The sequence below is a fragment of the Rheinheimera sp. genome (genome assembly GCF_965283995.1).
In the GTDB taxonomy this organism is placed as follows: Bacteria; Pseudomonadota; Gammaproteobacteria; order Enterobacterales; family Alteromonadaceae; genus Pararheinheimera.
In genome coordinates, this window is record NZ_CBDIQG010000001.1 from 2,260,566 (window position 1) to 2,279,349 (window position 18,784).

Sequence of the window (18,784 nt, forward strand, 5' to 3'; positions counted from 1 at the left end):
GCTGAGCGCCGTAGCGGCCAGCTTGTTATTGCAGGAAGTATTCAGCATAACGTGGCCGGCGTGAAAAATCTGTCAAATTTGGCAGGGGAAACCGCTGTAGCTGCTGTTGTTTTATACATTCAACATCTATCTGCGACATCTGTCGCAATTTTTGCTTGCCAATCTGCGACATCTGTCGCAGTATTTGGTCATCTCTGAACAGGCAGGACACGCCGATGCAACCAACAGCACCTGAACTGGAAATTCTTAAATTGCTATGGCAGCTGCAGCCGCAAACCGGCCGCGAATTGCATGACCAGTTGGCCGATGTCTTAGGCTGGAGCTATTCCTCAACACGCAAAACGCTGGAGCGAATGGTCGACAAGGGGTTGTTGGCGGCAGAGTTACAAGGCAATCAGAACAGCTACAGCGCCCAAGTGACGAAAGTGGCAACGCTGGCCGCATTAGCGCAGGATTTTGCCAGCCGGGTGCTGGAGCTGAAACAACCGATGCCATTGGCCATGTTTGCCGACAGCCGGTTATTAACAGCTGACGATCTCCAGGCACTAGAACAACAACTACAGCAGCTGGAGCAAGGCGGTGATTCATGCTGAATCTGCTGTTGGCGTTATTTTGCTGGGTGCTGCTGAGCACCATCGCCGCATGGTGCTTACAACGCGCGGCCCAGCGTTTTTCTGCGCTGTCAAACTGGCCGGCGCTGGCGCCTTTGCTGCTGCTGGTTTCGCTGCTGCCATTTTTGCCCTGGCCAGACAGTGCTGTCCATTTGCCGAAGCACTGGTCACAGCAACTTGATCACGGGATCAGCCCGTTTCTGGCGTTGCCGGCGCATCCAGGCTGGGTGGAACAGCAGCCGTTGCAAGCCTTGTTACCACAACTGGCGACGCTGCTGTTGGCGCTTGGCTCATTGATTTCGTTGTTGTTGATGGCACGACAGTGGCGTTTGTGGCGCGCGCTCTATCGGTTATCGGCACCGTTGCCGCTGCAGATGCTGCAACCTGCAATACAGGACGATCCGGCACTACAGCGCATGCTGGGCCAATACCCGGCGTTGCAGCTGCAACAGTTGCCGGTCGGAGGCAGCCTGTTTGTCAGTGGCATCCGGCGTGCCGTGTTGTGGTTGCCGGAATGGTTCTGGCAGCTGACCCCAGCTCAGCAACAGTTACTGTTATGGCATGAACTGAAGCACCTGCAACGCCGTGATCCATTGTGGTTATTAAGTTGGAGACTGCTGTGTGCCTTGTGTTGGTTTAATCCTGCACTGCGTCTGCTGGAACGGCATTTCCAGCAAGCGATGGAAACGCAGGTCGATGGCTGGGTGCTGAGGCAAAAACCCAAACAGCGTGCGCTGTATGCCAGAACTTTATTGCAGGCGATCCGCGCGCAGCATCAGGCGACGCCAGCCGGCCGTTGGTTGCAAGCCTGTGCCGGCAGTGGCAGCGGCGCAGTGCTGCAGCACCGGCTTGGTCAAATCATGCAACCAGGCCCGGCGTTGCCACGCTGGCAGCGCAGACTGATCATCGCCACGATCTGTACGCTGTGCCTGCCGGCATGGGCGATTAAAACTGAACTGACCGGACTAGCCCCTTCGCAGTGGCTGGCGCCGTTGGTGCAGGGCAAAGTGGGCTCCTGGTATGGTGAAGTGCACAATTTCCGCCAAAACAAACCACATAGTGGCGTCGATGTGATCGCCGCGCGTGGCACCACGGTGCAAGCCGTGGCAGCGGGCCGGGTGTTGCTGGCTGGCACTGGCAGTCTGCACGCCAATCTCGGCAATGTGGTGCTGCTGGACCATGGCGGTGGTTATCAGTCGATGTTTGCGCATTTAGATCGGGTCGACGTGCAGCCTGGTCAGCAGGTTGATGCCGGTCAGGTGATTGGTACTTTGGGGAATTCAGGCCGCACTACCGGTCCGCATCTACATCTGGAATTGTTATTAAATGGGCAGCGGATTGATCCGGCAACAGTATTGCCACTGGACCAGCTGCAAGGAGCGACGGGTGAATAAGAAGTACCGTTTACAGCTATGGATTTGTGCTGCACTGGGCTGGATCACCTCCATGCCGCAGGCTGAAGCCAGCGCAGATCCGGCATTATTGCCGCAATTCCAGCAGCAGTTTAATCAGCAGCTGCAGCAGGCCAAAGTTCCTGGCGGTGCTTATGCCATTGTGTATCAGAACCAGGTGCTGGCGCTTGGTAGCTATGGCGTACGCGCCGTCGGCGACAACGCCCGGGTCAATGCAGACACTGTGTTCCGGTTAGCCTCGGTGTCGAAAACTTTTGCTGGCAATATCATGGTGCAGTTATCCCAGCAGGGCCGGCTGGATTTGCAGCAACCGTTGAAGGCTTATGTGCCGGAACTGCAGCTGAAAACCGCGGCGATTGAGGAAAAAGTCAGTGTCGAAACCATTTTGTCGCAAGGCTCAGGTTTTTGGGCACATGCTTTTGAGGACCTGATAGAAGCCGACCAAACTCCGGCGCAAATTCTGCCGCGGTTGGCTGAGCTGGCGCCGGTGTGCCCGCCAGGTCGTTGTTATAGCTACCAGAACGTGTTGTTTGGATTATTGGGCCGCGCGGCAGAGCAAAGTACCGGCCAGCCTTATGAAACTTTGGTCAGTGAAAGAGTGTTTGCACCACTACAAATGCATACTGCGTCGTACGGTCTGACCGGTTTGCTGGCCAGCCGCAACAAAGCGTTGCCGCATCAACGTGGTGGCAAAGGCTGGCGCACTGTGAAGCCTAAAGCCAATTTCTATCGTTTTCCAGCCGCTGCCGGCGTTAATGCCAGTGCACGGGACTTGTCGCAGTACCTGATTGCGATGCTGGGACACCGACCAGAAGTGTTTTCGCCGGCACTGCTCAGTCAGCTGCAACAGCCGCTGGTAAAAATGCCAGGGAAGCCGCGCTGGCCGGTCTGGCAGCAATATCGCAATGCCAGTGCGTGGTACGGCCGTGGCTGGCGTATGGTGCAGTATGGCGAGGACAAGCTGTATTACCATGCCGGCGTGGTCGACGGTTACCGGCCTTATATCGCTTATTCGCCCGCGACCGGTTATGGCCTGGTGCTGTTGACCAACGCTGAAGCCGATGTCACCGGCAAACTGGCAGGCTGGTTCTGGCAGCAAGTGTTGCCCGGACCGCAGCTGGCAAAACACAAGCATGGCACCGCGAAAAAAGGGGCAAGATAATGTCGAGCTATAAGCTGCCAGGTACTCAACTCGGACAAACCCTGCGCTATTCGTTGTTGGCTCTGGTGTTCTGTGTGACGGCAGAAGCTGCAGAAACGCCGCCGTCTGTCAGCTTAGCCGGTACCGCAGTGCATGAGCTGCAATTTCAGGGGCGCAGTTATCCGCTGTGGGTGGATGTTCCGCCATCCTGTCAGCAGCGCAAAAGCGCCTGCCCATTATTACTGGTGACCGACGCGCCTTATGCGTTCCCGCTGATCCGCAGCATCCGCAACCGCGTGGGGCAACAAGGCCGGAATATCGAAGACTTTGTTCTGGCGGGGCTGGCTTATCCGGCCACTGAAACGCCAGTTGCCAGCCGCAGCCGGGATTACACGCCAACGAATGTAAAAGCCCGCCCGGCTCTGCCTGGTGAAGACTATGGCGCCACGGTTTATGGCAACGCGCCAGCCTTTGCCGGGTTTGTCGCGAAGCAGGTATTACCGTTGCTGCAGCAACAATACCGGATTAACCCACAGCGGCAGATTTATCTCGGTCATTCTTATGGCGGTTTATTTGGTGCTTATCTGGTCCTGCATCAGCCAACATTGTTCAGTCACTACGTACTGAGCAGTCCTTCGCTGTGGTTTGACAAAAAGCAGCTGCTGCAGGCCGCGCCGACACTGCTGGCCGCCATGCCAAAGACAGCTATGGCCAATATCCGCTTGTACAGTGGCAGTTTTGAACAGCCAGGCCCGACAGCAAGACATTATGCTGAAACTGACCTGGTCGGTGATATGCAACAGTTTGCACTGTTAGTGCGACAAGCCAAACAGCCCGGTCTGAAAGTGCAGGCGAAGGTGCTGGCAGACGAAGATCATCTGACCGTATTTCCGTCGATGGTCACGCGCGCCATGCTGGAGATTTTGCCAGGGGCGGGGCCTTATACCGGCGGTTAATGCTGTGCCCAGCAACAAATACAAAAATGCAGCCGAACTCAGGCTGCCTTTAGTTTTTTGACAAGTTCAGAGCTCAATCAGCCTGACTTCTTGGCTACTTAATGACCCAGATGGATCCGCCGGCGCGCCAGAGCCTCTTGCTCATAATCTTCCATATACTGCGCCAAATCATTTTTCCAGCGTTCGTTTTCTTCGACCAGATTGAGATTAGCACGCGCTTCAATATGATCTTTACGCACCAATAAATCATGCGCCCGCTGCTGCAGCTCGCTGGCGACTTCGGCATAGATTTGGGGTTCGCCTGCGAGAGCTAACAGCTTTATGTGAGCAGCTAGTGCCAGTACGACCAAGCTAATGCTTGCTAGTATCAAAACAAAGCTCATTTAATTCCCCTGTTGTGCAAGGCTACTTTCCGGAAATCTTGTAGCCAGAAATAACAAATTAGCGGGATGAGTCCAATATTAATTGTTGGAATGCTTATTTGATAAGCAGTCGCAAAGAATCCGTTGTCTAAAGTTGCTCTGTCGATGAAATCAATAGCCTGTATTATTGTAAATGCAACATAGGCCAAAGATACCGTAAGTGCTACTTTTGATGCTCTTATCTGATTTGCGATATGAAACTTCGAAATTAATACGATGCAAAGTACGTTTAAGAACATCCACGACCCATACCACGCAAACTTATTATGTATCCCAGGCTCTGAAGCAACTGTTAATAAGTAAGGAAGCAACAAAATTGCAATTCCTTTGGTCAAACAAAGAACTAAAAGTGCCACCGTAGCAGAACTCATTTTCTTTTCAAAGAAAAATGCAAGCAAAAACAGAGCAGCATAAACAACGCTCGTAGCATCACCTATATCTTTGAGCGATTCATACAAATTCCCACTCAGCATTGTTTAGTGTCTCAGATGTTATGTATTTGATATTATATTTAGCCTAATTTGATTGAAAATTTTTCAAACAGGAGGTCTTATGCCTTCACCATTAAACGGTGTTACTACTGGCGGGGTTTGTGGGGGCGGAGTACTACCGCCACTTTGAGCTGTTTCAGTCCTGCCGGAACCTGGAGCCTCTGGCTCGCCACCGCTGGTTGAGGTCACTGACGAGGTTAATGTTGTTTCACTTTGAAACTTGTTGAGAGCTGCTGCGCTTATAGACACTTTATCACTGCTACTTTGGCCGGAGGTTGACGTGGTTGTTGTCGTCGGCGCCACTGCCTGGGTTTTAGCGTCGTTAGATGCATACGCGACCGCGTATGCCCTGCTGCCCTGAATACTCAGATCGTTCATAGTTGTCACCCGATTGGACTTGTGATTAAGCGCAGCATGGTGCGCTGATATGTTTTTTGTGAACTATAAGTGACTAAAAGTGTGAAAAACAATCAAGCTGGCGCACTTCTGCGCGGGAATTAGTTGATAAAGATCTGATATTTTCAGGTAAAAGTACAAAAAACAGCGGATTGCTGCTTTTCATGCTGATTAAAGTCCCGAACACCAGTTATTGCCATCAGGGTCCAGTATGTAGGCAATCTGTAGTTTCACAGCTTGTTTCACCAGATAATCTTTCAATAGCTCCGCCTTGCTATCCTGCTGTTCACGGCGAAAGTCGCCGGTTTGATAGATCAGCGCTTGGCGGTATTGCTGATTGCCTACTGGCTGAAACATCAGATATTGATATTTCCCCGCATCACGGCAGCTGCTTTGTTCTTTACCAAGGGTGTTGTTACTAAGGTCCCGACCTTGCAGCCATAACTGATTGAGTTGTTCTGCGGGCACCGTCTGCACAAATTCAAACCGCGCAGCTTCAAAGAAACGGGTCAGCTCAGCTTCACTGGCTTGCTCGGCAGCGGGTAATGTTGCGGTAGTATCAGACAGGTCAAAATAATACAGATCGCCGTTGCCTTTGATCACAAAACCTTTTCGGGTATGTAGCCAAGAATGATTTTCATAAACAGCGGCAAACAAATACTTGCCAGGTTGATGCTGCTTTGTTGGCTCAGGGATTGGCTTGGCCGTTGAATTACTACCACCACAGCCCGCAATAGCGCATAACAGCGAAAAACTCAAAAGCCAAGATTTCATCATAAGCCCTCAGAATGGAATAGACTGAAGTTAACTTAAACGAGCTTTGTTTGCTGAGTTGTGAAATATTGTAAATTTGCAGGTGGTCGGGCCGCGAAATAAAAAACCGGCGTAAAACCGGTTTTTGTCAGTACTAAAAAGCGTTGGATACTTAGAATATTATTTCTTAGCCGCCAGGTAGGCCAGCAATTCAATCAGCTCTTTGTCGGCATTTTTCTCATCGAGGCCGTCAAATTTTACTTTGAATTTGCCATTGACCAACAACATCGGCACCCCTGTCAGTACTTTCTTTTCAGTCCAGTAGGTCTGCTGCTCTTTCATTTTGTTGGCAGCAGCTAAAACCGGCATGCTATTAAAGCCTTTATCAAAGGTAGCGCTGTCGAAATTATTCACCAGCAACAAGGAGCGGATATCGCCATCGGAAGCAAAGTTCGCTTTCTGGCGGTGGATATAGTGAAAAATCATGCCAGCAACTTCTTCACCTTTGCCAGCATTATGGGCGACCAGGTAGGCGCGAGCCAGACTGTTTTGCACTTCAGGCGGGCTAGCCTGGATAAAGTCGACATGGTTTTTCTCAAACTTGACGCCTTTTGGCAGGCTGGCGGCCAGCTTATTGGCTAAAGGCTCAAAGGCGAAACAATGGCCACAGTAAAACGAGAAAAACTCAGTGACCACAGGCGTAGCTGTGGCGGTGTCGGCGACGACTTCGTAATGCTTGCCCTCGGTAAAAGTGGTTGCAGCGACACTAATCGCACTTGCAGCAACACCTGCGCATAACACAATGGCTTGAAAGAATGGTTTGAACATATCTGAATACCTTAACTGATTATGGTTTTGCCAGCAGATGTTGCACTAAGGCTTTGAAATCCTGCTCGGTGTTGGTCTTGTCCAGAGATTGATTGATGATCTTATAACGACCATTGACGATGATCGTCGGGACTGAATTCAAGACTTTGGATTTGCTGAACTGTTCTTGTTCTTTTTGCATGAGTTTAGTCTGAGACTTCACAGCAAAACTATTGATTTCTTTGTCATAAATCGTCGGATCTATGCCTGCGGCAGTCGCAACGACACGAATGTCCTCAGCGGAGGCGAATGGTTGACGTTTGACGTGGATGTGGTTGAACAACGCCTGGCCAACTTCTGCACCTTTGCCTTTGGCTTTCGCCAGAACCAGCACCTGCGTCAGCTGTGCCTGGATCTCTTTGCTGGCTGCACCCATAAAATCAACATGGTACTTTTTAACAACGGTACCGTCCGGCAATGACTTTTCGAGACTATTGACGTATGGATCAAATGCAAAACAGGCCGGACAATAAAACGAAAAAAACTCTTTCACTTCGGGTTTCGTGGTTGCCTGTTCCGCGACCACTTCGTAGTGTGTTCCTTCGAGATAGCTTCCGGCAGCATGGCTGAATGCAGTCAATGCAAGACCTGCACACAGCACGATGGATTTTGCGAACACTTTGAACATGCCAACAGCTCCGTCTGATTATGGTTTTGCCAGCAGATGCTGCACTAAGGCTTTGAAATCCTGCTCGGTGTTCGAGGTATCCAGCGATTTATTGATGATTTTATACCGACCGTTGACGATAAAAGTCGGCACAGAGTCCAGTACTTTGGTTTTGGAAGCATCGGCCTGGCTCTTTTGCATCAGTTTGGTCTGAGATTTCACCACGAAGTTATTGATCTCTTTGTCATAAATGGCTTCATCAAGACCGGCACCAACAACTACAGCGCGGATATCAGCAGCAGAAGCAAAGGGTTGATGTTTGACGTGGATATGCTCAAAAATCGCTTTGCTGACTTCATCGCCTTTGCCTTTGGCTTTGGCCAGAATCATCGCCTGCGTCAATCCGGCCTGAATTTCTTGCTTGGCCTGTCCCATAAAATCGACGTGGTACTTTTTCAATACGGTGCCTTGTGGCAGCGATTTTTCCAGGCTTTTCACATAAGGATCAAAGGCAAAACAGTGTGGGCAATAAAAGGAGAAATATTCTTTCACTTCAGGTTTAGCCGTGCCTTGCTCAGCAATCACTTCGTAATGCGTGCCTTCTTCATAAGGTCCACCAACCGCCAGCGCCGCGGGTACCAGACAAAATGCGAGAATAAATGACAACAGTTTTTTCATAACAAATTCCAGTAAATCCGTTAAACAACATGTGATGGCGCACAGCTTACACTGAAGCAATTTCTGCTGTATAGCCTCTGTAACCGGCATCTGTCAGATATCATATGGATATAATCTCAGTGTCGGCTGTTGCAGCCGCAGGTTCTGTTGTTGTAACTGCTGCAGTTGTTGCTGCCAGTAATCCTCATGTGCAAACCATGGGAAATGCAAAGGAAAGGCCGGATCCGCCCAACGTTTGGCCAGCCATACCATGTACAACACCATACGCCGGCACCGCAGCTGTTCAATCAACGCCAGTTCTGACTGGTTAAAATCAGTAAAGTTCTGATATTGCTCAGTCAGTATTTCAAGTTGGATCCGCTGTTCCATCTCATCGCCGGACAATAACATCCAGAAATCCTGCACCGCTGGTCCTTGCAGGCAGTCGTCAAAATCCAGTAAAAACAGCTGTTGGTCGGTCAGGATATTACCGGCATGACAATCACCGTGGATACGCCGGGAGCGCCACTTAACGGCAGGTAATTGCTGAATAGTATGCAGCAGTTGTTCCAGCGTACGTTGATATTGGGGACGCAGTGCTGCTGGCATCAGCGGGCATTGCAGCAGTTGTGGCAGGGCTTGTTGTAATTCTGTCTGGACCTGAAGCGTTGGCCGATGCTGAAAAGTGCTGGCGGCGCCGACCTGATGCAGCTGGCCAAGCAAGGTACCTAACTGTTCCCAGTGTTCATCCTGTTCGGCACTGAACGGCCGGCCGCCTTTACTGGGGAATACGGCAAAATAATAATGTTGATACTGTAAGAGGCTTTGTCCATCAAACTGCAAAGGCGCAATGATATCGAGCTCAGCCTGCTGTAAATCGCGGCAGAACTGATGTTCTTCGGCGATCTGCAAAGCCGTCCAGCGTTCAGGGCGATAGAACTTCACCACATAGCGTTGCATATCATCGGCCTTGAACTGGTAGACCCGATTCTCATAGCTGTTCAATGCCATCAGGCCGCTTTCAAGGCGAATGTGGTAACTCTCTAACGCATCGAGCAACAGATCAGGCTGTAACTGGTGAAAGTGAAAATTGGCAGACATCATGGATTTCCGGCGCAGTGATCTATTGGGTTGGGCATCATACCGTGGCTGGGCAAGCGCTGCATACGGTACATCCTGTGCATAAAAAAGCCGCCTGGTGGCGGCTTTATCCTGAGACTAAGCGCTTATCGCGCCGAAAAGAAGTTGCTGCGCTGCGACAAACGGACTTCTGCGTCAGCGGCATTTTCGATACTGAATTCAATATCAGTCATCGGCTTGGTCATGTCTGCCGGATCGGCTGACAGACTAATTGGTACACTGGCCGTGTCTCCACCTTTTATCGTCACTTCGGTGATGCCGAGCCAATTGACCTTATCCATACCAGTAAAGCTCAGTTTGAACGTCTGTTCTTGCTGCGATTTATTGATTATCTTCAAGGTATAGGTGTTTTCAATCAGACCTTCGTCCGTTTCACGGAACAGGCTGCCGCGGTCACGCACCACATCCAGCTCAGCCGGCAATCGTGTCCACAAAGTCCAGCCGAATGCGGCACATACCACCAACAATACAACAAAATAGCCCAGTAGCTTTGGTCGCACTACTTTGGTCGGTTTACCATTGAGGCTGTGCTCTGTGGTGTAGCTGATCAGGCCTTTCGCATAGCCCATTTTATCCATAGTATCGTCGCATGCATCGATACAAGCGCCACAATTGATGCACTCATACTGCAGGCCGTTGCGGATATCGATACCGGTCGGACAGACGTGCACACACAAGTTACAGTCGATACAGTCACCCAAGCCTTTGGTTTTGTATTCGGTATCTTTACGCGAACGCGGGCCACGATTTTCACCACGGGCGGTGTCGTAGGTGACGGTAAAGGTGTCTTTATCAAACATGGCCGACTGGAAGCGGGCGTATGGGCAAATGTGCGTACACATGATTTCACGCATCCAGCCTGCATTCCCGTAAGTACAGAACATAAAAATCAGCACAAAAACCACAGACCAGAAACTTGCCTGTGCGGTAAAGAAGTCAATAAACAACTGATCAATCGGTGTGAAGTAACCGACAAAAATCAACGATGTCAGCAGTGAAAATGCCAGCCAGGCGAAATGGGTCAGGCCTTTTTTCAATACTTTCTGGCCACTCCATGGATCTTTGTCCAACTTCATCCGGTTGTTGCGGCTGCCCTGAATTTTCTCTTCAAACCAGATAAAAATAAAAGTCCAGACCGTTTGCGGGCACATATAGCCACACCAAACCCGGCCGTAGAAAGTGGTAACAAAAAACAAAGCATAGGCGCCGATCACAAAAATCCACGCCATGATGGTGAAATCCTGTGGCCACAATGTCATGCCGAAGATATTAAATTTCTGCTCGTCGAGGTCGAACAACACGGCCTGATGGCCTTCAAACTGTAACCATGGCAGCAGAAAAAACATCGCCATAAAGACAAAACCCATGTTACGGCGCAGACGCTGATGCAGCCCTTTTACCGCACGGACATAGATCCGATCCCGCGACGGATAATGATCCGGCGCTTTTGGGTTGTGCATGTCGACTTTGACCGGAATTCGTTGTTGCTGGTCCAAGGGGTACCTCTTTTTTTGCTGTAAAAACTGCAGTAACAGTCTGGCAGGTTTGCGAGTATAGCAGTTACCGCCAGCTGCTTGTCCAAAGTCCCTGCTGAATTGATGGATATAGCAGGGATCAATCTGAACTTGAATGATGCATCAAGCAATATGCAGACCAATTGATATAGCTCATGTTTTCTGAGGCTTAGCGTAGACAGCTTATTGAAGTGTAAATAATGTTTACATGCAAGTCGTGGTTGTATGTAAACGTCGTGTGCAGCTGGGTTTTGCCTGTTGTCAGACGTTCTGATCGGCGTAGAATGGCTGTTAAACAATGTGGGGGCAGTATGAAGAAATTTTTGTGGGTCGTTGTAGCAATCTTGCTGGTTGCAACTTTTTCTGATCATCCGCGGTTAAAACCTTACAAAGACCAGCTATACGGTCTGTTTGCAGAAACTGCAGGCAATGCCAGCCAGGTACATGGTGAGCAGGTCCTGCGCACTATCGATGCACGATTTGCCAGTTTTTCGGCGGAGCTTGGACAGAAACAGCAAGCAGAACTGAAACGTATTACATCAAGCCGGGCTGAACTGATTACGTTTTATCAGGCGTATTGCAAAGAAAAACAGTTTAATCCGTTGTTTTTTGGCGAAACCCAAAACCGGATTTGTAGCACGATCAAAGAATTCGAACATGGATTACGTTAATCGTCTGGTGATACAGGCATCAGACCAACCGGATCGGTTTTGCCAAAAGCCAGGCTCCGGGATTTAAAGTCGATGCCAGCAATCGCAGCGAATAAAAAAGCGGTCACCAGACCGCTTTACAGCACAGCATCAGCCCGCCATTAACGAATTTATTCGACCTTCTTGACCACGACCGCCTGACCGCTTTGGATCACGACACTGTGATTTTGCGCGTCGACATTCAGAATCAACTGGCGGATCAGCTTTGACTTTGACACGCCAGTTTCCAGACTAAGCTGATTCAACACGCCGATCGCCTCTTCGCTTAAGGTAAAAGTCGCATGGCGCATCGGACCTTTGTTGATTAAAGGCTCCAGTTCATCGCCGGCAACCTGGCGGACACTGACAATCTGCGGTTTACCCATCGCATAATTTTCAGCGTCGGCAATAAATTCATCGACGGAAAAAGCGTGCTTATTCGATCGTGTTGAATTTTTTTTCAGATCGGTCAATGCCATCTTCTTGTATCGCCTTCATTGCCAATAATTCCTGAATGATGTCTTTGATTTCACTGGCGGCTTTACCGTCAGGTTCTGTATCCATCACCGACATGCCTTTTTCTTCACTGTCATCATAAATATTGCGGCTGAAAGTGACTGAGTTGAGCACGCGCAGGCTGAATGAGCGCACCACGTCTTTTGCTTCCAGAATGCGGCCACCCTGGTTTGGCAGTGAAGGGCACTGCGTGAGTACACAGGCGACAATCATATCCGGATTGACCACGTTACAGTTACTGACCAGATCTTCCAGATGCTCCAGGGTTTTCAGATCGCGCCGTTTCGGTCGCAGCGGCAACAGAACATGGGAGGCAACTGACATGGCTGAACGCAACGCCACGCTATCCTGACCACCGCAGTCGACGATGACATAGTCATAATGGTGCTCAAGACTCTTTAATTCGTAACGGATTTTCCCGTACATCTGTACGCAATTGATCCACTGGACCTGGGGCGACAAATGGCGCTCCTGTACCCAGTCAGATGTGGTGCGTTGCGGGTCACAATCGACCAGGATGACATTGGCATTTTTCAGGCTGGAAAAATACACCGCGATATTCTGCGCCAGACAGCTTTTGCCACTGCCGCCTTTCTCACCGCCAACTAACAAAATCATGGAGCTTCCCTCTTAGTCGCGACCAAAACAATTCAGCACTGCTTTTGCAGAACTGCAGGTTGTGCAGACTGCCTCGGAACAGGCGGTCCGTTTACAGTGTAGGAGAATTCGGCTTAATCAGCCACCGTCTGTTTTTACAACTGAACCTTAATCTGCGCGACCGCGTGCAGGGCTTTGGTGACCGCCTGGTCGGTGGTCTCGCCGAGCGCCAGTGCAACGCCTAAACGCCGTTCGCCTTGCACTTCTGGTTTGCCAAACAAGCGCAATTCGGTATCCGGAACACTCAGCGCCGCAGCCAGATTGCCATATTGCATCTGGTTGGAATGACCGGCGACTAATAACACAGCGGATGCTGCAGGCCCGTACTGACGGATTGTTGGGATTGGCAGGCCGAGGATCGCACGGGCATGCAGCGCAAATTCAGATAAATTCTGCGAAATCAGCGTGACCATACCGGTGTCATGCGGGCGCGGTGATACTTCGCTAAACCAAACATCGTCGCCTTTAACAAACAGCTCGACACCAAATAAACCACGGCCTCCCAGTGCTGCGGTGATGCGGCTGGCATAGTCGCGGGCGCTTGCCAGTGCTGCAGCTGACATCTGTTGGGGTTGCCAGGATTCGCGGTAGTCGCCTCGTTCCTGCCGGTGGCCAATAGGTTCACAGAATTGCGTCTGACCATCCGCTGTGCGCACAGTCAGCAAGGTGATTTCGTAATCAAAATCGACAAAGCCTTCAACAATCACCCGGCCTTTACCGGCACGGCCGCCTTCCTGGGCATATAACCAGGCAGGCTGCAGGTCTGCTGGGCTTTTCAACACCGACTGGCCTTTGCCGGACGATGACATAATTGGTTTCACCACACAGGGATACCCAATTTCAGCAACGGCGGCCAGATAACTCGGGTGATCGTCAGCGAAGCGATATCGGGACGTTGGCAGCGCCAGTTCTTCTGCAGCCAAGCGCCGGATGCCTTCCCGGTTCATCGTCAGGTGTGCCGCCCGGGCGCTTGGGATCACGCAAAATCCCTCTTGCTCTAATTCCAGCAGGGTGGCGGTGGCAATAGCTTCAATTTCCGGCACGATAAAATGCGGTTTTTCGCGGATCACCAGCTGACGCAGTGCGGCGCCATCCAGCATTGAAATCACATAATGACGATCGGCGACCTGCATTGCCGGTGCATTGGGGTAGCGGTCGGCGGCGATCACTTCACAGCCATAACGTTTCAGTTCCAGGCAAACTTCTTTACCCAGTTCACCACAGCCCAACAGCAACACTTTGGTGCTGCGCGGGCTGCCGGGAGTTCCAATCATCGGCATGATTATTCTCGATGTTCATTGCTTCGGCTATGGGCTTCAGATTACTGATCAGGCTGGGTTTTTCAACCTTTATTGCGGTGTTTGCCGCATTTCGTTGCTTGCCGCCACACATTGGGTTAGGCCGCTGCCCAAAATGGCGCCTGCCGAGTTGATATGTCATGAATAATGCAGAAAAAAACGGACCGACAGGTCCGTTTGATGGTGACTCAGAGGCCAGTTTAGCTGGCCATAGCGACCTGTGGCAGACGCGTGCCAGTGCGGCGGCGGAACCAAAACAGGGCAGGGAGCAGCAGTAACAACGCGGTCGGGTGCGGAGCGCTGACGCTGGTGTTGCCACCTGGCGGAATGTCTAATGGTGACCAGTTCACTTGCTGATTACCGCTCCAGGATTTCGCCATCACCTGACCCCAAATCACACCCCATTCGGTAGATACAGCCGCTTTAGGCGCCAGAATCGAGCCGTAGACAGAAGATGAGATGCGCAGATCATTGATTCCGTTGAAATTGAACAGCACGTGGTTGGCGATGGCCGGGCTATTACTGTTCAGCGCGCCCACTTCATAACGAACCTGCGTCAGGGACATACAATCTTTCTGGCCGACGGCGCATTTAGCTTGTGGTGTCCAGTTTTTGGCCTGAGTACCGTTTGGGTTGCTCATATTGAACACGATTAAAGCATCTTTGCTGATGTTGGCATTGTCGACGCGGATTGTATGGAATTGGTTCAGATCGTCCTGAGTGACGTTAAAGACATACACGTTATCAGTCGTGACTTTGGCTGGCGTAAACACCAGTACACCGTCCTGGGTATTGCGGTTGACGCCAACGGCTGGGGTGGTTTTCGCCGCCAGTTCGTCTGACAGCTTGTTCAGATGGGTAAAAGCACTGTTGAAATCAACACTGGAAGGTGCTTTGGTGGTGGATGCGGAGCCCACTCCACCTTTGCTGACGGTGTAACTGCCACCGTAGACCAGATCACCGAGTTTAGTGTTGGCGGCGCCGTCATACACATTCAGGTAACCCTCGCCAGATTTCACCACATTGCCACCCACTGTGACTGTCGCTGGCGCGCTGCTGTTGACGTAACCAAAGTCGTAACCGCCGTTGACCAGTAAATTACCGCCAATGGCTGCAGCGCCTTCAGTATCAGAGGAGCTGGCACTGAAGTTTTCTTTCACAAATACGTTGTAGTTTGCAGCCTGACCCAGACTGATACCACCGGCCTGACTGGCCATACTGCACAGGCTGGCCGCAACCAGACTTAACACAACTGCTAACTTCATCGCAGACTCCTGCAAAATGCTGCTGAAAATTTGCGCAATGATACCTGATCAGACCTGCTTTTGACAACGCTGTCTTTTTGAAATTTTCGTGAATCAGCTTACCAGCTGCTTTTCAAATATATTATTGATAATGATCAATAATATAAGATCATGCTAATTCAATATATTCGTCAAAGAATAGGCAACAGAACCTAGTGTTCTCTGGTGAATTCAGCCAGTTCAGAACATTTCTTTACTGACTGTGCCTATTTTAGTTTTTCTCTAATTGCCGCAACAACTGTTGTTCTGCGGCATTGAGTGTGCGGTCTTTGAGTTGGAGCAGGATAGCCTGCGCTTCTTCCGGCCTTTTTAGTTGCTGCAGCGCTGCCGCAATATGCAGCTGCAGCAGAGTTGAATTGGGCTGGCGGATCTCGGCGTCACGTAATACGCCGAGTCCCTGCTCAGCTTGCCCCGCTTTGACCAGCGCATAGCCATAAGTATCGAGAATATCCGGCTGTTCCGGCATCGCCTGATGGGCTTTCTGTGCCAGTTTTAATGCCTGTTGCGGATCGGTATCAAACAGCAATACCGCCAGATTGTTTTGCAGCACGGCCTGGCTGTCCAGTAGCGGGCTTTGCTGATACAAGGTCCGGGCCTGGTCTGGCAGCCCTGCCAATTCCAGTTGCTCCGCCAATAACATCGTTGCGCTTAAATCGGTCGGATGCTGGCTTAACCAGTCGCGAAGCAGTTGCTGAATGGCTGCGGGATCCTGGCGCTGAGCACGCAGTAACAGCAGTAGATGGCGTTGATCGCCGGATTGTTTGAACAGCGGGATCAGTAGCGCCGCAGCGGCCTGATCCTGACCTTGCGCCAGATGGAAATGTGCTTTCAGTTCGGCAAATGCAGGTTGCTGGCCCAGACTGCTTTGCAGTTTTTGCAGCAACTTCATGCCGTCAGCAAAACGCTGTTCCAGTAGCGCCAGCCTTGCCTGCAACAAACCGATACTGGCTTCATCGACATCCAGTGCCTGTAGCCGGGTCAGCGTTTTGGCCACACCGCTGTTGTCCTGACTACGCAGTTGCAAATCGGCAAGGTCACGCAGACGCCAGGATTGATCGTACCAGAGGCCATACAGGATCTCGCTGAGGCGTTTTGCTTCGGCTAAATCCTGCTGCTGCAACGCCAGCCGTGCTTTGGCAAAATACAGGTCAGTGCTGATATCTGTTTGTTCTGTCAGCTGTTCAGCCAGTGCTTTGGCCTCTGCTAACGCATTGGTTTGCAGATACAGTTCCAGCAGTGCCATTCGCGCCGGCACCAGTTTCAAATCCTGTTGATCCAGCTGTTGTAAATAATGAATAGCATCCGGCGCTTTACCGAGGCGTAGCGCGGCGTCGGCCATCAGCTGCAACACCAAAGGGTCGGCAGCGTCTTTTTGCAGCAGCGTACGGTAGGCCTGCATCGCGCTGTTCCAGTCCTGCTGTTGCAAGGCCAGACTCGCCAGTGATAACAGACTGGGTTTGTAGTTTGCATCCAGTGTCAGCGCCTGCTGAAAGAACTGTCTGGCAAGGCCCGCATCTGCGGATTTGGCTGCGACATCACCGGCCAACTGGAAAATTTCTACCTTAGACTGGTCGCTTTGTAGTAAATCAGCGGCGGTCTGGCGGGCCTCATTCAGCATGCCTTGTTCCAGCTGCAAATAGCCCAGTACGATCAGATCGGCCTGCTGGCTGCTGCCTCCTTGTTCAGTCAGTAAGCGCCGGGCTTCTGCGCTTTGATTATTGCTGAGCAGGCTTTGTACATAAGCTTTGCGGATCTCGGGCTGTTGCGGAAAAGCGTTAAAGGCTTGTTGCAGCAACTTCAGCTCAGTGGCCGGTTCACGCTGGGCCCGAGCGACGGCGGCGCCTAATAAATACAGTTGAAAATCAGCCGGATTCAGTTCCAGCGCCTGCCGGCTGAAGCCGCCCGCTGTTTTGGCATCACCGAGCTGCAGGTAACTCTGCGCTAACAGTTGGTGGACCTGATAGTTTGCCGGGTACAATTTCAGTGCGCGGCGTAGTTTCAGGATCGCCTGCTCAAACTTTTCCTGACTGAAATCCATCGTCGCGGCAAGCAACAACACATCTTCTTGTTCTTTGGCGTTTTCCGGCAGATTATTCAGTTGCATCTGAACCTGACGCAACATCCGGTTTTGTTCTTTGTCATCACCCTGCAGCCCAATCAGTGCGGCGTGGATCAACTGACCATATGGGTTATACGGGTATTTTTCGCGATAACTGACGATGGCGTTTAATGCCTCAGCTAGTTTTCCTTGTTGCTGCAGGACCTGCGCTTTTCCCAGCAGCGCGATGGCATCGCCGTCGTCGCGGCTCAACATTTGCTGGTAAATCTTCAGCGACTCGTCGCGCTGTTGTTGGATTAAATACAGTTGTGCCTGCAAATACTGTGCTTTTTTACCAAAAGTACCATCGGTGCGGATAGCGCTCAGCAGCGGCGGGATCTGTGAAAATTGTTGCTGTTTCAGGTGCAGCTCAGCCAGCTGAAAGCGAATTTCATCGGCGAGCGCTGCATCGGCCTGACTCAGACTTTGTTGATACAGCGTCGCGGCTTCTTCATACTGATATTGAGCTTTGTGCAGATTGGCACGCATCAGCTGATACGCCGGCTGTGCTTTGAACTGTGGGTAGCGGTCCAGCAGAAATGCCACTTCATTGGACTTTTGCTGGGCAAGCAAAGCACGTATCAAATCGTAAATCAGCGGCTCTGTTGCCGCGCCGCCATCCAGCGCGAGCTGTAATTCTTTTTCAGCGCTGCTCCAGTTGCCGGCCTTTAATAGCACTTGTCCCAGCATCAGCCGGGCCGGTAAATAGGCTGGATTTTGTTGCAGACTATTACGCAGTTCCAGCTCTGCTTCACGCCATTGCTGTTGCTGACTGTATTGACGGGCCTTTTCATAATAAGCTGCTGCAGTATCCGCAGCAAAAACCGGTTGCGCCATCAGGGCAACCATCACAGCAAGTAAACGCAGTTTCATTACAATTCCTTCACAGCCGGGCTGACGCTCACTTTAATTGATAGCGTTGTCATGCGCAAAGTTTGTCTGTCGCCGGCAGCAAAAGGAATAAATAGGAGCACTGATATGCAGGTAGAACACCGACCGCAGCAATGTTGTTTTCTCTACCAGACCGGGCTGGCCGAAGCGCGGCTGGACTACCGGTTGTTGCAGATCAACGGCCACCATGCCGTCGATTTTTACCACACCTTTGTGCCACCAGAGTTGCGCGGGCATGGCATCGCCGCGCTGTTGACCCAGGCAGCTTTGGCCTGGGCGCGACAACAGCAGCTGCAGATCCACGCCAGCTGTAGTTATGTCGCGCGGGCGCTATAAAACTTGCATTTTTTGAAAAATGTATACA

19 protein-coding genes are annotated in these 18,784 nt (G+C 51.1%); 6 read left to right on the plus strand and 13 right to left on the minus strand.

Going from position 1 to position 18,784, the window contains the following annotated elements:
- Positions 1 to 215: 215 nt before the first annotated feature.
- The 4 genes from ACQ66Q_RS10275 to ACQ66Q_RS10290 are packed head-to-tail and all read left to right on the plus strand — an operon-like array spanning position 216 to position 4,120.
- Positions 216 to 593, plus strand: coding sequence for a BlaI/MecI/CopY family transcriptional regulator (locus tag ACQ66Q_RS10275; RefSeq protein ID WP_430456706.1), 378 nt, complete (start codon positions 216 to 218; stop codon positions 591 to 593).
- Entirely contained in the window at positions 587 to 2,005 is a 1,419-nt protein-coding gene (locus tag ACQ66Q_RS10280; protein ID WP_430456707.1) for a peptidoglycan DD-metalloendopeptidase family protein, read from the plus strand. Before ACQ66Q_RS10275 ends, ACQ66Q_RS10280 begins: the two co-directional genes overlap by 7 nt.
- Positions 1,998 to 3,185 carry a serine hydrolase domain-containing protein gene (locus ACQ66Q_RS10285; RefSeq protein WP_430456708.1) on the plus strand — a complete coding sequence of 396 codons (1,188 nt, stop codon included), beginning with the start codon at positions 1,998 to 2,000 and terminating at the stop codon, positions 3,183 to 3,185. The genes ACQ66Q_RS10280 and ACQ66Q_RS10285 overlap by 8 nt, the downstream gene beginning before the upstream one ends.
- A complete protein-coding gene (locus ACQ66Q_RS10290) occupies positions 3,185 to 4,120 on the plus strand; it encodes an alpha/beta hydrolase (protein ID WP_430456709.1) in 936 nt (311 codons plus the stop codon). The genes ACQ66Q_RS10285 and ACQ66Q_RS10290 overlap by 1 nt, the downstream gene beginning before the upstream one ends.
- A gap of 98 nt (positions 4,121 to 4,218) precedes the next feature.
- Here the strand turns inward: ACQ66Q_RS10290 and ACQ66Q_RS10295 are convergent, their stop codons facing one another.
- From ACQ66Q_RS10295 to ccoG, 8 genes are all read right to left on the minus strand, one after another.
- Entirely contained in the window at positions 4,219 to 4,503 is a 285-nt protein-coding gene (locus ACQ66Q_RS10295; protein ID WP_430456710.1) for a hypothetical protein, read from the minus strand.
- Positions 4,500 to 5,000 (minus strand): hypothetical protein, encoded by a 501-nt coding sequence (locus ACQ66Q_RS10300; protein ID WP_430456711.1) that lies wholly within the window; start codon positions 4,998 to 5,000, stop codon positions 4,500 to 4,502. Before ACQ66Q_RS10300 ends, ACQ66Q_RS10295 begins: the two co-directional genes overlap by 4 nt.
- A 600-nt stretch (positions 5,001 to 5,600) precedes the next feature.
- A complete protein-coding gene (locus ACQ66Q_RS10305) occupies positions 5,601 to 6,206 on the minus strand; it encodes a hypothetical protein (protein ID WP_430456712.1) in 606 nt (201 codons plus the stop codon).
- Positions 6,207 to 6,362: 156 nt separating this feature from the next.
- Complete coding sequence (locus ACQ66Q_RS10310) at positions 6,363 to 7,010, minus strand: thiol:disulfide interchange protein DsbA/DsbL (protein ID WP_430456713.1); 648 nt, start codon at positions 7,008 to 7,010, stop codon at positions 6,363 to 6,365.
- Between the two features lie 19 nt (positions 7,011 to 7,029).
- Positions 7,030 to 7,677 carry a thiol:disulfide interchange protein DsbA/DsbL gene (locus tag ACQ66Q_RS10315; protein ID WP_430456714.1) on the minus strand — a complete coding sequence of 216 codons (648 nt, stop codon included), beginning with the start codon at positions 7,675 to 7,677 and terminating at the stop codon, positions 7,030 to 7,032.
- Between the two features lie 18 nt (positions 7,678 to 7,695).
- Complete coding sequence (locus ACQ66Q_RS10320; RefSeq protein WP_377245665.1) at positions 7,696 to 8,334, minus strand: thiol:disulfide interchange protein DsbA/DsbL; 639 nt, start codon at positions 8,332 to 8,334, stop codon at positions 7,696 to 7,698.
- Positions 8,335 to 8,427: 93 nt separating this feature from the next.
- Positions 8,428 to 9,414, minus strand: a complete 987-nt coding sequence (locus ACQ66Q_RS10325; RefSeq protein WP_430456715.1) for a serine/threonine protein kinase — start codon at positions 9,412 to 9,414, stop codon at positions 8,428 to 8,430.
- 125 nt (positions 9,415 to 9,539) lie between these two features.
- A complete protein-coding gene (gene ccoG, locus ACQ66Q_RS10330; RefSeq protein WP_430456716.1) occupies positions 9,540 to 10,949 on the minus strand; it encodes a cytochrome c oxidase accessory protein CcoG in 1,410 nt (469 codons plus the stop codon).
- A 329-nt stretch (positions 10,950 to 11,278) separates the two neighbouring features.
- Here ccoG and ACQ66Q_RS10335 point away from each other — a divergent pair, with 329 nt between their 5' ends.
- Positions 11,279 to 11,638, plus strand: coding sequence for a hypothetical protein (locus ACQ66Q_RS10335; protein ID WP_430456717.1), 360 nt, complete (start codon positions 11,279 to 11,281; stop codon positions 11,636 to 11,638).
- 149 nt (positions 11,639 to 11,787) lie between these two features.
- Here the strand turns inward: ACQ66Q_RS10335 and ACQ66Q_RS10340 are convergent, their stop codons facing one another.
- From ACQ66Q_RS10340 to ACQ66Q_RS10360, 5 genes are all read right to left on the minus strand, one after another.
- The gene (locus ACQ66Q_RS10340; protein WP_430456718.1) at positions 11,788 to 12,135 is read right to left on the minus strand and encodes a ribbon-helix-helix domain-containing protein; all 348 of its coding nucleotides are present in this window, start codon (positions 12,133 to 12,135) and stop codon (positions 11,788 to 11,790) included.
- Entirely contained in the window at positions 12,092 to 12,790 is a 699-nt protein-coding gene (locus tag ACQ66Q_RS10345) for an AAA family ATPase (protein ID WP_208932955.1), read from the minus strand. Before ACQ66Q_RS10345 ends, ACQ66Q_RS10340 begins: the two co-directional genes overlap by 44 nt.
- Positions 12,791 to 12,924: 134 nt before the next feature.
- Positions 12,925 to 14,109, minus strand: coding sequence for a formate-dependent phosphoribosylglycinamide formyltransferase (gene purT, locus ACQ66Q_RS10350; protein WP_430456719.1), 1,185 nt, complete (start codon positions 14,107 to 14,109; stop codon positions 12,925 to 12,927).
- 218 nt (positions 14,110 to 14,327) lie between these two features.
- Positions 14,328 to 15,392: a collagen-binding domain-containing protein gene (locus ACQ66Q_RS10355; protein ID WP_430456720.1), complete on the minus strand. Its 1,065-nt coding sequence runs from the start codon at positions 15,390 to 15,392 to the stop codon at positions 14,328 to 14,330.
- A 250-nt stretch (positions 15,393 to 15,642) separates the two neighbouring features.
- A complete protein-coding gene (locus ACQ66Q_RS10360; protein ID WP_430456721.1) occupies positions 15,643 to 18,402 on the minus strand; it encodes a tetratricopeptide repeat protein in 2,760 nt (919 codons plus the stop codon).
- Between the two features lie 105 nt (positions 18,403 to 18,507).
- Between ACQ66Q_RS10360 and ACQ66Q_RS10365 the strand changes: the two genes are divergently transcribed.
- A complete protein-coding gene (locus ACQ66Q_RS10365; RefSeq protein WP_430456722.1) occupies positions 18,508 to 18,756 on the plus strand; it encodes a GNAT family N-acetyltransferase in 249 nt (82 codons plus the stop codon).
- Positions 18,757 to 18,784 lie beyond the last annotated feature (28 nt).

Excerpts from the sequence above, each read along its gene's own strand:
- ACQ66Q_RS10275 (WP_430456706.1), top strand. The coding sequence starts at position 216 with ATGCAACCAACAGCACCTGAACTGGAAATTCTTAAATTGCTATGGCAG.
- ACQ66Q_RS10280 (WP_430456707.1), top strand. The coding sequence starts at position 587 with ATGCTGAATCTGCTGTTGGCGTTATTTTGCTGGGTGCTGCTGAGCACC.
- ACQ66Q_RS10290 (WP_430456709.1), top strand. The coding sequence starts at position 3,185 with ATGTCGAGCTATAAGCTGCCAGGTACTCAACTCGGACAAACCCTGCGC.
- ACQ66Q_RS10295 (WP_430456710.1), bottom strand. The coding sequence starts at position 4,503 with ATGAGCTTTGTTTTGATACTAGCAAGCATTAGCTTGGTCGTACTGGCA.
- ACQ66Q_RS10305 (WP_430456712.1), bottom strand. The coding sequence starts at position 6,206 with ATGATGAAATCTTGGCTTTTGAGTTTTTCGCTGTTATGCGCTATTGCG.
- ACQ66Q_RS10310 (WP_430456713.1), bottom strand. The coding sequence starts at position 7,010 with ATGTTCAAACCATTCTTTCAAGCCATTGTGTTATGCGCAGGTGTTGCT.
- ACQ66Q_RS10315 (WP_430456714.1), bottom strand. The coding sequence starts at position 7,677 with ATGTTCAAAGTGTTCGCAAAATCCATCGTGCTGTGTGCAGGTCTTGCA.
- ACQ66Q_RS10320 (WP_377245665.1), bottom strand. The coding sequence starts at position 8,334 with ATGAAAAAACTGTTGTCATTTATTCTCGCATTTTGTCTGGTACCCGCG.
- ACQ66Q_RS10325 (WP_430456715.1), bottom strand. The coding sequence starts at position 9,414 with ATGTCTGCCAATTTTCACTTTCACCAGTTACAGCCTGATCTGTTGCTC.
- ACQ66Q_RS10335 (WP_430456717.1), top strand. The coding sequence starts at position 11,279 with ATGAAGAAATTTTTGTGGGTCGTTGTAGCAATCTTGCTGGTTGCAACT.
- ACQ66Q_RS10340 (WP_430456718.1), bottom strand. The coding sequence starts at position 12,135 with ATGGCATTGACCGATCTGAAAAAAAATTCAACACGATCGAATAAGCAC.
- ACQ66Q_RS10345 (WP_208932955.1), bottom strand. The coding sequence starts at position 12,790 with ATGATTTTGTTAGTTGGCGGTGAGAAAGGCGGCAGTGGCAAAAGCTGT.
- purT (WP_430456719.1), bottom strand. The coding sequence starts at position 14,109 with ATGCCGATGATTGGAACTCCCGGCAGCCCGCGCAGCACCAAAGTGTTG.
- ACQ66Q_RS10355 (WP_430456720.1), bottom strand. The coding sequence starts at position 15,392 with ATGAAGTTAGCAGTTGTGTTAAGTCTGGTTGCGGCCAGCCTGTGCAGT.
- ACQ66Q_RS10360 (WP_430456721.1), bottom strand. The coding sequence starts at position 18,402 with ATGAAACTGCGTTTACTTGCTGTGATGGTTGCCCTGATGGCGCAACCG.
- ACQ66Q_RS10365 (WP_430456722.1), top strand. The coding sequence starts at position 18,508 with ATGCAGGTAGAACACCGACCGCAGCAATGTTGTTTTCTCTACCAGACC.